General features: G+C 65.4%; 9 protein-coding genes. 4 read left to right on the forward strand and 5 right to left on the reverse strand.

The window, feature by feature from the left end:
* Positions 1 to 29 precede the first annotated feature (29 nt).
* Entirely contained in the window at positions 30 to 2,324 is a 2,295-nt protein-coding gene (locus AB0M87_RS17640; protein WP_365853764.1) for a DUF6049 family protein, read from the reverse strand.
* 182 nt (positions 2,325 to 2,506) lie between these two features.
* Between AB0M87_RS17640 and AB0M87_RS17645 the strand changes: the two genes are divergently transcribed.
* Positions 2,507 to 3,949: a CCA tRNA nucleotidyltransferase gene (locus AB0M87_RS17645; protein WP_365853766.1), complete on the forward strand. Its 1,443-nt coding sequence runs from the start codon at positions 2,507 to 2,509 to the stop codon at positions 3,947 to 3,949.
* A 125-nt stretch (positions 3,950 to 4,074) separates the two neighbouring features.
* Here the strand turns inward: AB0M87_RS17645 and AB0M87_RS17650 are convergent, their stop codons facing one another.
* Positions 4,075 to 5,157 carry an inositol-3-phosphate synthase gene (locus AB0M87_RS17650; protein WP_365853768.1) on the reverse strand — a complete coding sequence of 361 codons (1,083 nt, stop codon included), beginning with the start codon at positions 5,155 to 5,157 and terminating at the stop codon, positions 4,075 to 4,077.
* 49 nt (positions 5,158 to 5,206) lie between these two features.
* Positions 5,207 to 5,887: a PadR family transcriptional regulator gene (locus AB0M87_RS17655; protein ID WP_365853770.1), complete on the reverse strand. Its 681-nt coding sequence runs from the start codon at positions 5,885 to 5,887 to the stop codon at positions 5,207 to 5,209.
* Positions 5,888 to 6,253: 366 nt separating this feature from the next.
* Here AB0M87_RS17655 and AB0M87_RS17660 point away from each other — a divergent pair, with 366 nt between their 5' ends.
* The 3 genes from AB0M87_RS17660 to AB0M87_RS17670 all read left to right on the forward strand — a co-directional run bounded on the left by AB0M87_RS17660 (position 6,254) and on the right by AB0M87_RS17670 (position 11,161).
* Positions 6,254 to 8,941: a transglycosylase domain-containing protein gene (locus AB0M87_RS17660; RefSeq protein ID WP_365853772.1), complete on the forward strand. Its 2,688-nt coding sequence runs from the start codon at positions 6,254 to 6,256 to the stop codon at positions 8,939 to 8,941.
* A gap of 145 nt (positions 8,942 to 9,086) precedes the next feature.
* Positions 9,087 to 10,583: a glycosyltransferase 87 family protein gene (locus AB0M87_RS17665; protein WP_365853774.1), complete on the forward strand. Its 1,497-nt coding sequence runs from the start codon at positions 9,087 to 9,089 to the stop codon at positions 10,581 to 10,583.
* Positions 10,584 to 10,648: 65 nt separating this feature from the next.
* Complete coding sequence (locus AB0M87_RS17670; protein ID WP_365853776.1) at positions 10,649 to 11,161, forward strand: DinB family protein; 513 nt, start codon at positions 10,649 to 10,651, stop codon at positions 11,159 to 11,161.
* 15 nt (positions 11,162 to 11,176) lie between these two features.
* Here the strand turns inward: AB0M87_RS17670 and AB0M87_RS17675 are convergent, their stop codons facing one another.
* Both AB0M87_RS17675 and AB0M87_RS17680 read right to left on the reverse strand, forming a co-directional pair.
* The gene (locus AB0M87_RS17675; protein ID WP_365853778.1) at positions 11,177 to 12,208 is read right to left on the reverse strand and encodes an alanine racemase; all 1,032 of its coding nucleotides are present in this window, start codon (positions 12,206 to 12,208) and stop codon (positions 11,177 to 11,179) included.
* Between the two features lie 82 nt (positions 12,209 to 12,290).
* Entirely contained in the window at positions 12,291 to 13,409 is a 1,119-nt protein-coding gene (locus tag AB0M87_RS17680; protein WP_365853780.1) for a peptidoglycan bridge formation glycyltransferase FemA/FemB family protein, read from the reverse strand.
* Positions 13,410 to 13,539 lie beyond the last annotated feature (130 nt).

Here is a 13,539-nt window from a genome sequence, read left to right on the forward strand (position 1 = left end):
CATCCCCGGCCGGCCAGCCACGACATCGCTCAACGGTCCACCTTCTCACCCGTGTCAGGTGGGTTTCCGCTTCCCGCTCCGGTGTCCGTCTGTGGGTCACTCGGCTGCTCCGGATGGCCCTTCGCTTCGGCGGACGCGCGAGCTGCGGCGCGCTTGCGATGGGTGTACATCCTGATACCGGCGAGCACCAGGAGCAGCACTCCACCGGCGATCACCAGCATCACGGTGGGTGTCATCTCGGAGACCGTCACCTTGAAGGGCATGGCCTTCGCAGTGCCGTACGGCGTGCCGTCCTCGGTGTAGAGCTGAGCGACCACCTGCACGGGACCGTTGGCGTTGACCGATGTCGCGAACTTCACGGTCTGGCTGTGGCCACCCGCGATCTTCAGCGGCTGCTCGGCGATCGCGGACTCGTCATCGCCCAGCTGCAGTCGGTTGGGCTTGACCGAGCGCAAGCGCAGCACCAGGTGCTGGACCGGCTGTACCAGCTTGTTCTGCACGGTCACCGGGATAGTCGCGCTGCGTCCGGAAAGCGTCATGTCAGACTTCTGGACCAGGCGCACTTGGTCGGTGAGGCTCTGCAGGTAGTCCTGGACCCCCTTACGGAAGCCCTTCGCGCCCTTGGCGTCGCCGCGCCAGGAGGTGGACATCGCGCGGTTCATGGCGTTGCCGAAGGGGGTGACCACCCGGTCCGGCTGGGTGAGGATGATTTTGAAGTTGTCGAGGGTGGTCTGCGTGGCCCGAACGTCCTCGAAGGCCTGTACAGGCAGTTCCTGTTTACGCAGGGCCTTCGGGTAGGCGGAGGCGCGGGGCACCCTCGTCGTCGCGTCGGTGTCTGCTTTGGCTTTCGCCGCGGACACCAGGTCGAGCGGCTGGGTCCAGCGCTGCGCATCGAGGCTGTGCAACGCACTCGCCATCGACTGTGCCTGACTGGCGGACGGCATCCGCTGCGGCGCGATGACGAAGCTGCGCTGCTTGGCCGGGTCCTGGAGTGTCAGGGCCAGCGACTGGGCGAGGAAGTTCTGCACCGCGAGGGTGGACGTGCCCGCCTCCGTCATATTTCCTTCGAAGGCGGTGGACAGCCGAGCGTCAGCGACGACAGCGGTAGTGCCTCCCCCGATCGGCCGGGCGGCGGTGGGGGTGTAGGTCAGCCCGGCCGTCTCTTGCAGGCTGTCGCTGCGAGCGATCACATTGTGCGCACCGGCCGAGGTGGCCACATCGATGATCGAGGGATCGATCGCCCCGTTCACCGGCCAAGCGAAATCGGTGGTGGGCTTCACATGGAGGATGGTTTGTACCGTCGTCGCGGCTACTTCGGTGGCGGGTTGTAGGTGGCTCAGGGCCCCTGGCACGTCCTTGCCGTGGTGCGCCAGGGAAGCCAGGTCGGGATCGGCGAACGGGAGGGCGACGACGTTCTTGCCCTGCACCGTGCTCTCGAGTTCACCCAGCCACTTTTTGGCGACGTTCTGATTCTTGCCCGGTACTTCGGTGTCTCCGACCTTGACGCTGTAATTCCGCGTCATCGCATCCACGCTGGCCAGCAGATCGGGGTCGATGACCCAGGTCACCGGCAGCGAGCTGCCCAGCGAGACCATCCGTTCCAGCCGCCCGCCGGGAGCGAGTTCCTCAGCCAGGTCGTCATCCTCGAAGACCGGTGTCTGCTGCGCGTCGGAGCCCGTCTCGGCTGTGAGGTGTGTGCCTGAGATCAGTGGCCACAACATCGTGATGTCGGACTTCTTGCTCGAGGCGGTGGGCTGCCAGGGCAGGAAGGTCCGCTGGATTCCGAGCATGTGCTCATAGCGAGCGTTGGGGGTCTGGCCCGACAGCGAGGCACCCAGCTGGTAGACGCCGTCCTCGCCGAGATTCATTTTGCTGACCGGTACGGAGATCGAGAAACTCTCGCTGACGCCGGAGGGCAGCCTCGCGAATTTGGCGGTGTACTTACCGCCGATCTCGGGAGGGTCGTTGCCTGTCACGTCGGAGGAGTGTTTCGCCGCATAGTCAATGTAGGACCTGCCGAGCTGTCGCGGCCCTACCCGTACGCCGACGTGAGCGTCAGTGACGGTGTCCTTTCCCCGGTTAGTCACCGTCCCCGAAACGGTGACTGTGTCGCCCTTCACAGGGGCGCTGGGCGTCAGCTGGTCGAGGCTGACAGCTACGGCGCTGGTGGTCCGTGCGTTGACGGCGGCCTGCGCGGGAGCCGCTGCGGGACCGTAGATGAGGCCCGCCAGCAGCGGAAGGCCGATGAGCAGCGACGCTGTGCGCCGCAGCCACCGGCTGGCAGGAGAGAGAGTCCCCTCCTGGAAAGATGCCGCCTCGGCCACGCGCTTGCCCGTCCCTTGTCTTCGTCAGCTGAATCGGTGGTTGTCGGTTGCTGCGTCCACGCATGGTAACGATGTGGCCCGGCGCTGAGTGCCACGGACTGCTCCGCAAGATCGGACGGGCGTTTGCAGCGGGCGGGAAATCGGCACGCTCCGGGTGACTGGGGCACGTACCCTTTTCTGTTGTGCCGAACGCCAATGATGACAACACCAGTGCACTGAGTCAGGTGCAACACCGAGCGGTCGCCGAACTGCTGCGGGTCTCCCCGGTCGCCGACGATCTGGCCCGCCGTTTTCAGGAGGCGGGGTTCAGCCTTGCGCTGGTCGGTGGATCGGTCAGGGATGCGCTGCTCGGCCGGCTCGGGAACGACCTGGACTTCACCACCGATGCGTGCCCCGAGGCCGTACTGAGGCTTGTCAGGCCGTGGGCGGATGCGGTGTGGGAGGTCGGGATCGCTTTTGGCACGGTCGGTTGTCAGAAGGACGGTTATTTGATCGAGGTGACCACTTACCGTTCGGAGGCGTACGACAGAACGTCACGCAAGCCAGAGGTGTCCTATGGCGACTCCATCGAGGAAGATCTCGTGCGTCGCGATTTCACCGTCAACGCCATGGCTGTCGCTCTTCCCGAGAAGTCCTTCATCGACCCGCACGGCGGTCTGGAGGACCTCGCGAGCCGTGTGCTGCGCACTCCGGGAACGCCGGAGGAGTCGTTCTCCGACGACCCGCTGCGGATGATGCGGGCGGCGCGGTTTGCCGCCCAGCTGGACTTCGATGTGGTGCCCGAGGTCGTTGCGGCCATGACGGCGATGTCGGAGCGTATCGAGATTGTCTCCGCCGAACGAGTACGGGACGAGCTCAACAAATTGGTGCTGTCCTCGAATCCTCGCAAGGGCCTGGCGCTGCTGGTGGACACCGGCCTTGCCGAAGAGGTCCTCCCCGAACTTCCAGCCCTGCGCCTGGAGAGTGATGAGCACCACCGTCACAAAGACGTATACGAGCACTCACTGACCGTGTTGGAGCAGGCCGTCGACTTGGAAGAGGACGGGCCTGACCTGGTGCTGCGGTTGGCCGCCCTGCTGCATGACATTGGAAAGCCCCGAACGCGGCGCTTCGAGAAGGATGGCGGGGTCTCGTTCCATCACCACGAGGTGGTGGGCGCGAAACTGGCCAGGAGGCGTATGACTGCGCTCAAGTACTCCAATGACATGGTCAAGGACGTCACGAAGCTCATCGAACTGCATCTGCGGTTCCATGGCTACGGGACCGGCGACTGGACCGATTCGGCGGTGCGCCGCTACGTGCGCGATGCCGGGCCCCTGCTGGAACGGTTGCACAAGCTGACGCGCTCGGACTGCACCACCCGCAACAAGCGAAGGGCCATCGCGCTGTCGCGCGCCTATGACGGACTTGAGGAGCGAATCGCACAGCTTCAGGAGCAGGAGGAGCTGGACTCGATCCGGCCTGACCTGGACGGCAACCAGATCATGGAACTCCTGGGTGTCGGTCCTGGGCCGGTGATCGGCCGGGCGTACAAGTTCTTGCTGGAGCAGCGGCTGGAGAACGGGCCGATGGAGCGCGACGCGGCAGCGACCATGCTCAAGGAATGGTGGGCCGGGCGGAGCTGATCCGTGTTTCACGTGAAACACGCACCAGCGACATCACCGCCGGCGCATTGTGGACATACGTCGAGGGCCCCCGGGCACTGTGCCGGGAGCCCTCGACGACGGTAGGCGATCCGTTCAGGGGAGCGTCAGCGCTCGACCTCACCCTTGATGAACTTCTCGACGTTCTCAAGAGCCTCGTCGTCGAAGTACTGCACCGGCGGCGACTTCATGAAGTAGGAAGAGGCGGAGAGGATCGGGCCGCCGATACCGCGGTCCTTGGCGATCTTCGCAGCGCGCACAGCGTCGATGATGACGCCTGCGGAGTTCGGGGAGTCCCACACCTCGAGCTTGTATTCGAGGTTCAGCGGGACGTCACCGAAGGCGCGGCCTTCGAGGCGCACGTACGCCCACTTGCGGTCATCCAGCCAGGCGACGTAGTCCGAGGGGCCGATGTGGACGTTACCGGCGCCCAGGTCCCGGTCGCGGATCTGCGAGGTGACGGCCTGGGTCTTGGAGATCTTCTTGGACTCCAGACGGTCCCGCTCCAGCATGTTCTTGAAGTCCATGTTGCCGCCGACGTTCAGCTGCATGGTGCGCTCGAGGCGGACACCGCGGTCTTCGAAGAGCTTTGCCATGACCCGGTGGGTGATGGTGGCGCCGACCTGCGACTTGATGTCGTCACCGACGATGGGGACGCCGGCCTCGGTGAACTTGTCCGCCCACTCCTTGGTACCGGCGATGAAGACCGGGAGAGCATTGACGAAGGCAACCTTCGCGTCGATGGCGCACTGCGCGTAGAACTTGGCAGCGGCCTCGGAGCCCACAGGCAGGTAGCAGACGAGAACGTCCACCTGCTTGTCCTTGAGGACCTGGACGATGTCGACGGGCGCTTCGGCGGACTCCTCGATGGTCTCGCGGTAGTACTTGCCCAGGCCATCGTGGGTGTGGCCACGCTGAACCGTCACGCCGCTGTGCGGCACATCGGCGAACTTGATGGTGTTGTTCTCACTGGCGCCGATGGCATCCGCGAGGTCGAGGCCGACCTTCTTCGCGTCGACATCGAAGGCAGCGACGAACTCGACGTCACCTACGTGGTAGTCGCCGAACTGGACGTGCATCAGGCCGGGCACCTTGCCGGCCGGATCGGCGTCCTTGTAGTACTCGACGCCCTGCACCAGCGAGGCGGCGCAGTTGCCCACGCCGACGATGGCTACGCGAACCGAACCCATTCCGGTTGCTCCCTGTGTGTTCTCGACGAAACTCTGCGGACGCAGAGCTTCACTTTTCGGTGTCCTCGGGCGGATCCGGCGGGGTGCTATCCCGGTGCCGGGGCAGGCCGCCCGTCTCTCCTTGCGTGTCCTGCTGAGCGGCGCCGGCGTGGGGGGATCGTCGCTGATCCCGGCCCGCCCGCTCGCTCTCGATGAGCTCATTCAGCCAGCGCACTTCGCGCTCCACGGACTCCATGCCGTGCCGCTGCAGCTCAAGCGTGTAGTCGTCCAACCGTTCGCGGGTCCGGACGAGAGAGGCGCGCATCTTTTCGAGGCGCTCCTCGAGTCGGCTGCGACGCCCTTCCAGCACCCGCATCCGCACCTCGCGCTCCGTCTGCCCGAAGAAGGCGAAGCGAGCAGCAAAGTGCTCGTCCTCCCAACTGTCGGGCCCGGTGTGCGAGAGCAGTTCCTCGAAGTGCTCCTTGCCATCCGCAGTCAACCTGTAGACGATCTTTGCCCGGCGCCCTGCGAGTGAAGCAGCAAGAGCGTCCTCCGGGGCGCTGCCCGGCTCCTCGATCAACCAGCCGTTGGCGACCAGCGTCTTGAGGCAGGGGTAGAGGGTCCCGTAACTGAAGGCCCTGAAGACTCCCAGCGAGGTGTTCAGGCGTTTGCGCAGCTCGTAGCCGTGCATGGGGGACTCGCGGAGCAGGCCCAGTACGGCGAACTCAAGGATGCCGGAGCGTCTGCTCAACCTGCGCCTCCTTCGCCGTCCGGGCCACTTATGCCGTGCTGATGTATCGACTCGATACATCAGCACGATAGAACGCCACCGAGTTCTCGACAAGGCCGGACGTCGTGAGCGGCGTCACATCGCTGCTTCGTGGACGGCAACTTGCCTGATTTGAACGGAACCTTGGCTCCGGGACGGTTTTGAGCGTGCGTAGTCTGTGCGGCATGCAAACCGCCGGAGACCGAGTGACGCCTGGGGACGTCAGCTGTCTCGGCTCACGGAATGCACTACGGATGAGCCCCTCGCACGGCGCATCCGTATACCGGGGGGACAGGAACTCAACTGCCGTTTCAAGGCTTTGACGCCTGCCCGAGGAGTAGTCGTTCGATGAGCGAGCACCGTCGCAAACCGCCACAGCCGCAGAGTGGCGGACGTGGCGCGGCCAGACGAGACGCCGAGCAGCCTTCGGGCCGCCGCGCAGCTGCCCCGCGAACCACCACCGGGTCGCCTTCCGGTTCGTACGACGAGGAAGAGCGCCCGTACGGCGGCCGTGCTGCCGCCAGACGCGCTTCGCAGCGCAATGGGGGTGGGCGCCGGCGCGCCCCCGAAGGGGACGACGGCCGGGGTGGTCGGCGCGGTGCGGACAGCGGTCCCCACGGTGGTGCGGGACGCAATCGCCGCCCGGCGAAGAAGAGGTTCATCGACTACCCGCGCGCCAACCGGTACGGCTGGCAGCGCTGGATGCCGTCCTGGCGGCTGGTCACCGGACTCTGCGTCGGTTTCGTGGGCAGCATCCTGGCTGTCGGCACTGCCGCGTACGCGATGGTGGGCGTCCCCGATGCGTCCAAGACGTCAAAGGCGCAGAACAACGTCTACTACTGGGCCGACGGCAGCCAGATGGTCGCCACCGGTGGCGAGATCAACCGGCAGATCGTGCCGCTCGATCAGATTCCCAAGGCGATGCAGAACGCGGTGGTCTCGGCCGAGAACAAGTCCTTCTACGAGGACAGTGGGATCGACCCGATGGGCATCGCCCGAGCTGTGTTCAACATGGCCAAGGGCGGTCAAACGCAGGGCGGTTCGACCATCACCCAGCAGTACGTCAAGAACTCCCGGCTCGGACAGCAGCAGACGTTCAGCCGTAAGTTCAAGGAGTTGTTCATCTCCATCAAGGTCGGCGCCAAGATGGACAAGAACGACATCATGAGCGACTACCTCAACACGTCGTACTACGGGCGAGGTGCCTACGGTATCCAGGCGGCGGCTCGTACGTACTTCGGAGTGGACTCCGACAAGCTCAACCCGAGCCAGTGCGCGTTCCTCGCCACGCTGCTCAAGGGCGCCAGCTACTTCGATCCGGCCGGTGCCGTGGAGATCGACCCGGCGGCCACCCCGAAGGCAAACACCCAGCGCGCCACCGCCCGCTGGCACTGGATCCTCGACCAGATGGTCAAGGACCATCGTCTCTCCGCTTCGGAACGAGCGCAGTACACACACTTCCCGACGGTGGATCCGCCGAAGAAGAACGCGCAGCTGGGCGGACAGATCGGTTATCTGGTCGACCTGGCCAAGTCGTACTTCGTGAACAACAACAAGCAGGGCATCACCGCCGATGCGTTGGCCAAGGGTGGCTACCAGATCCACACGACCTTCGACAAGAAGAAGGTCAATGAGCTGGAGAAGGCGGTACAGAAGGTCCGCAAGGCCAAGATCGACCCAAAGAAGCGCCCGCAGCTGGACACGCATGTGCAGTTCGGCGGTGCATCGGTGGACGCGTACACCGGTGCCATCGCCGCCATCTACGGCGGCGAAGACGCCACCAAGCACTTCATGAACAACTCCGACTACACGGGGGCTCAGGTCGGATCGACCTTCAAACCGTTCGTTCTGGCAGCCGCTCTCCAGTACGGAAAGCGTGATCCCTCCCTCGGCAAGGATCAGCCCGACTCCGATCGGACCATCATCTCGCCGAAGAGTCTTTACAGTGGCAAGAACGACCTGAAGATCAAGAATTACGACGGCTCCGTCTGGCAGAACAAGCAGGGCCAGGAATGGCTTCAGCAGAACGACGGTCACGAGTCGGTGGGCGCCGCTCCCGACTACGCCATCGATCTGCGCGAGGCCATGCGCGAGTCGGTCAACTCGGCGTACGTACAGCTGGGCATGGATGTCGGCACGGACAAGGTTCGAGCGGCGGCCGTCTCCGCGGGACTGCGGGACGACACGCAGAGCATGGCCAGCTCCAGTGTTCCGTCCTTCTCCATCGGTACCTCGAGCCCGAGCGCCATCAGGATGGCCGGCGCGTACGCCACGTTTGCCAACAACGGCCGCCAGAATGATCCGTACTCCGTCACAGAGGTGACCAAGAACGGGCTGTCGGTCTACAAGCACGAGAAAGTGGAGAAGACCGCCTTCTCCACCGCTATTGCCAGCAACGTCACCGACGTACTGAAAACGGTGGTCGACAAGGGCACCGGGACCGCCGCACGGATCCCTGGCCGGGACGTGGCGGGGAAGACCGGTACCACGGACGGCAACAAGTCCGCCTGGTTCATCGGCTACACCCCGCAGTTGTCGACCGCGATCGACATGTACCGCTTCGACGACCAGGCGAAAGGCAAGGGCAAGTTCGAGAAGATGTACGGCACCGGCGGGGAGCAGAAGATCCACGGTGCGTCATTCCCCGCGCAGATCTGGCACGACTACATGTCCAAGGCGGTCGACGGCACCCCGATGGAGTCGTTCCCGCCGGCTGAGGCCCTCGGCAAGGTGGTCTACGGCGGTGGGGTGCACAGCCCGGAGCCGACCCCCGTGGTGACTCCCTCACAGAGTCCGTCACCGTCGGCTCCCTCTCCGAGCCCGTCCGACACCCCATCGGTGTCCCCGTCCCCGAGTGAGTCCTGCAACAAGTGGCAGGACTGGAACTGCGGCAGTACCGGCGGGACCAACGCCGGAACCACCGGGGGTACCGACGGAGGTGTCACCCCCGGCCCCACCACCAGCACACCCACGGGTGGCCAGTCGGGCGGCAACGCGGGCAACAGCGGCGGTGGCTTCTTCGGGGGCGGCGGATGACGGCTCATCGCCGGTAACGCAAGCCCTGTCGGCCTGCCCCCGGCCGCCGCACGACTGGGCCCCGGCCACCACGGGACGAGGACCGCCACGGCAAGCTGTGGCGGTCCTCGGCACGTGCACAGTCGCGTACGGCAGGATGTGGGCCATGACGAGCGTGCACGAGGACCGGCCCGCAGATGAGCCAGCGGAGCGTGTGGTGCGGCCCACCCAGCAGGATGAGATCGCGGCGGCGGGCAGCGAGCTGATCGGTGGCCCCGTCGGGCGCTGGGCGCGTACCGGCGCGGGCGCGCTCACGCCGGTACGCGTCATCGCCCTGGTTGCGATCGGCATGTTCGCACTCGGCATGGTGCAGAAGATGCCGTGCTACGACTGGGCCTGGTTCCAGGGCGCGACCTCGCAGTACAGCCATGCCTGCTACTCCGACATCCCACATCTCTATGCCGGGCGAGGCTTCGCCGACGACCTTGTGCCATATTTTGACCGCATCAATGGCGATATGTCGTATCTTGAGTATCCCGTGCTGACCGGGGTCTTCATGGAGGTCGCCTCCTGGCTGACCCCGCACGGTGGCGCCATGCAGCACCGCGAGCAGATCTACTGGATGGTCAACGCGGGCATGCTGCTGGTCTGCACGGCCGTCATCGCGGTCTGCGTGACCCGTACCCACCGACGCCGTCCCTGGGACGGCCTGCTGGTCGCGCTGGCACCGGCCTTCGCTCTCACCGCCACCATCAACTGGGACCTCCTCGCGGTGGCCCTCACCGCCGCGGCTCTGCTGATGTGGTCCCGGTCCAGGCCGGTAGCCTTCGGCATCCTCGTCGGGCTCGCTACAGCCGCCAAGCTCTACCCCGTATTGATTCTCGGTCCGCTGCTCGTGCTCTGCTGGCGTGCCGGAAAGTGGCGGGAGTACGGGAGGGCCGTGTACGGCGCCGCAGCGGCCTGGCTCGTGGTGAATCTGCCGGTCATGCTGCTCGCGCCCGAAGGGTGGAAGAAGTTCTACACCTTCAGCCGGGAACGGGGCGTTGACTTCGGCTCCTTCTGGCTCGTCATCACACAGCGCACCGGCAAACCGCTGGACGTGAGCAGTGTCAACATCTGGGCTGTTCTGCTGATGATCGTGATGTGCGGCGGCATCGCCGCCGTCACCCTGACCGCCCCGCGCCGCCCGCGCTTCGCCCAGCTCGCCTTTCTGGTGATCGCCGCCTTCATCCTCACCAACAAGGTCTACTCACCGCAGTATGTGCTGTGGCTCATTCCCCTTGCCGCACTTGCCCGGCCGCGCTGGCGCGACTTCCTCGTCTGGCAGGCGTGTGAGGTCATGTACTTCCTGGGTATCTGGATGTACCTCGCCTACACGGTGGGCGGCGACAAACCGAAGGGCCTGCCGCCCGAGGGCTACCAGCTGGCCATCGCACTTCATCTGATCGGCACGCTCTATCTCTGTGCGGTGATCGTCCGGGACATCCTCATGCCGGAGCGGGACGTCGTACGCAGGGACGGTTCCGACGACCCGTCGGGTGGCGTTCTGGACGGAGCACGGGACGTCTTCGTCCTCGGAGCGGCCCCGCACCCGGTGCGCCACCGGCATGCCGCGCAGCGCTACGAGGGCCAGCCGGTCGAGTGGGGTACCGCACGAGAATGACGTCGGCCCCGGGGCCGGCCCTTGGCACCGCCCGCTTGTCGGACCCTCATGCCACGATGGTGACCATGAGCACTCCCGAACGCACCATGCCCTCCTTGGACACCGATGAGCGTGCTTGCCTGGAGAGTTGGCTTGACTTCTACCGCACGACACTTGTCCAGAAATGCGACGGTCTGGACGAGACCCAGCTCCGCCGGGCTTCCGTGTCGCCCTCGCCGATCACCCTGCTCGGCCTGGTCCAGCACATGGCAGAGGTCGAGCGGAACTGGTTTCGACGAGTCCTGGCCCAGGAAGACGCATCACCGATCTTCACCCCCGGCGCCGGCCCCGGGGCCACCGACGGCGGGTTCGCTCTCGCCGAGGACATCGGCTACGAAAGCGCGCTGGCGATATGGCAGACCGAGGTCGACCGCGCCCGGACCAACTGCGCTTCCAGGGCGCTCGAGGACACCAGCCCTTTCATGGGCGGGCAGGTCACGCTGCGCTGGATCTACACCCACATGATCGGTGAGTACGCCCGGCACTGCGGTCACGCAGATTTCATTCGCGAGCGTATCGACGGTCATACCGGCGTCTGACATCCCGGGCACGGGTCAGTGGTCGAGCAGGCGATCGAACTGTGTCGTCGTATGACGCAGGTGAGCCACCAGTTCATCGCCCACCTTCGGCTCCTGCGCGTCCGAGGGGACAAACAGGATCGACACCTGCATGTGAGGAGGTTCGGCGAACCAGCGCTGTTTTCCCGCCCACACGAAGGGTGAGAGGTTCCGGTTCACGGTCGCCAGTCCCGCCCGCGCGACACCCTTGGCCCGGGGCATCATCCCGTGCAGAGCCTTCGGCGCCTCGAGGCCCACACCGTGCGACGTCCCGCCGGCCACGACCACGAGCCAACCGTCCGATGCCGTCCGCTGCTGGCGATAGCCGAACCGCTCGCCCTTCGAAACCCGTGTGACGTCGAGGACGGCACCCCGGTACTGCGTGGCCTCGTGATCCCCCAGCCAGAGCCGGGTGCCGATCCGTGCGCGGAACCGGGTCTGCGGAAACTGCTGCTGCAGCCGGGCCAGTTCCTCGGCGCGCAGATGGCTCACGAACATGGTGTGCAGCGGTAGCCGGGCGTTGCGGAGGCGGTCCATCCAGCTGATGACCTCCTCGACGGCATCCGATCCGTCGGTGCGGTCCAGCGGAAGGTGCAGCGCGAAGCCTTCGAGGCGTACGTCTTCGATCGCCGCGTGCAGTCGGCCCAGGTCCCCTTCGGCGACGCCGTGGCGCTTCATCGAGCTCATGCACTCGATGACCACCCGGGCGCCCACCAGCGCGTGCACTCCGTCGACCGACGAGACCGAACGAATCACGCGGTCCGGCAGTGGCACCGGCTCCTCACCGCGTCTGAACGGCGTGAGGACGAGCAGGTCACCACCGAAGGAGTCCTTCATCCTCGCCGCTTCGTACGTGGTGCCGACCGCGATGACGTCGGAGCCGAAGCGCGTCACCTCATCCGCGAGCCGGTCATGACCGAAGCCGTAGCCGTTGCCCTTGCAGACCGGCACGATCCCGGGGAACTGATCGAGTACGGACTTCTGGTGCGCCCGCCAGCGCGCGGTGTCGACGTAGAGGGTCAGCGCCATGGCCGGACCGGAACCTTTCTCGGGGCTGCGGTGTATCTGAGATATGAACGGGACGAACGGAACGACGCAGACATCATCGCTCTCAACGGCGCGACATGTAGATGTCGAGCGCCTTGTGCAACAGCTTGTTGAGCGGGAAATCCCACTCACCGATGTACTCCACGGCCTCGCCGCCGGTGCCTACCTTGAACTGGATCAGACCGAAGAGGTGATCGGTTTCGTCCAGCGAATCGGAGATGCCACGCAGGTCGTAGACGGTAGCGCCCATGGCGTACGCATCGCGCAGCATCCGCCACTGCATGGCGTTGGACGGCCGCACTTCCCGCTTGTGATTGGCGGACGCGCCGTAGGAGTACCAGACATGGCCGCCGACGATCAGCATCGTCGCCGCCGCTACGTTCTCACCCTCATGGCGGGCGAAGTACAGCCGCATCCGGTTGGGGTCCTCGGTGTTGAGCACCGACCACATGCGCTGGAAGTACGACAGAGGGCGCGGCCGGAAGTGATCACGTGCCGCCGTGACTTCGTAGAGCCGCTGCCACTCGGCGAGGTCCTCGTAGCTGCCCTGCACGACATCGACGCCGGCCTTCTCGGCCTTCTTGATATTGCGCCGCCACAACTGGTTGAAGCCCTTGAGGACATCGTCGAGCGAGCGGTTCGCCAGCGGTACCTGGAAGACGTAGCGCGGCTGCACATCACCGAAGCCTGCCCCCCCGTCCTCGCCCTGCTGCCAACCCATCTTCCGCAACCGGTCGGACACCTCGAATGCCCGCGGTTCGATGTGAGTCGCCTCGACATCGCGCAGCCGCTTCACGTCCGGGTCCTGAATTCCCGATTTGATCGCGGCGGCGTTCCACCGGCGGATGACCACCGGCGGCCCCATCTTCACCGAGAACGCGCCTTGTTCCCTGAGGTGGGCGAGCATCGGCTGGAGCCACGCGTTGAGGTTCGGCGCGTACCAGTTGATCACTGGGCCTTCGGGGAGGTACGCCAGATACCTCTTGATTTTGGGCAGTTGCCGGTAGAGCACCAAACCGGCACCGACGATCTGGCCGTTACCGTCGAACCAGCCGAGACTCTCCGAGCGCCATTCCGTTTTCACGTCCGCCCATGCCGGAACCTGGCAGTGACTCGCCGCGGGCAGACTCTGGATGTAGGCCAGATGCTGCTCTCGGCTGATGGTCCTCAGGGTCAGGCTCATGCGGGGCGCTCCTCGGCAGGCGTGTCCCCATGGGTACAGGGGCGTCGGCTCTCGCGCCGAAGCCTACTGCGACCGAGGTTCGCCCCGACTGGCCGTATAGGCCAAGACGTCAGGAAGAAACAGGCAGCCG

Origin of the sequence: Streptomyces sp. NPDC051320, assembly GCF_040682175.1 — a bacterium.
Classification (GTDB): Bacteria; Actinomycetota; Actinomycetes; order Streptomycetales; family Streptomycetaceae; genus Streptomyces.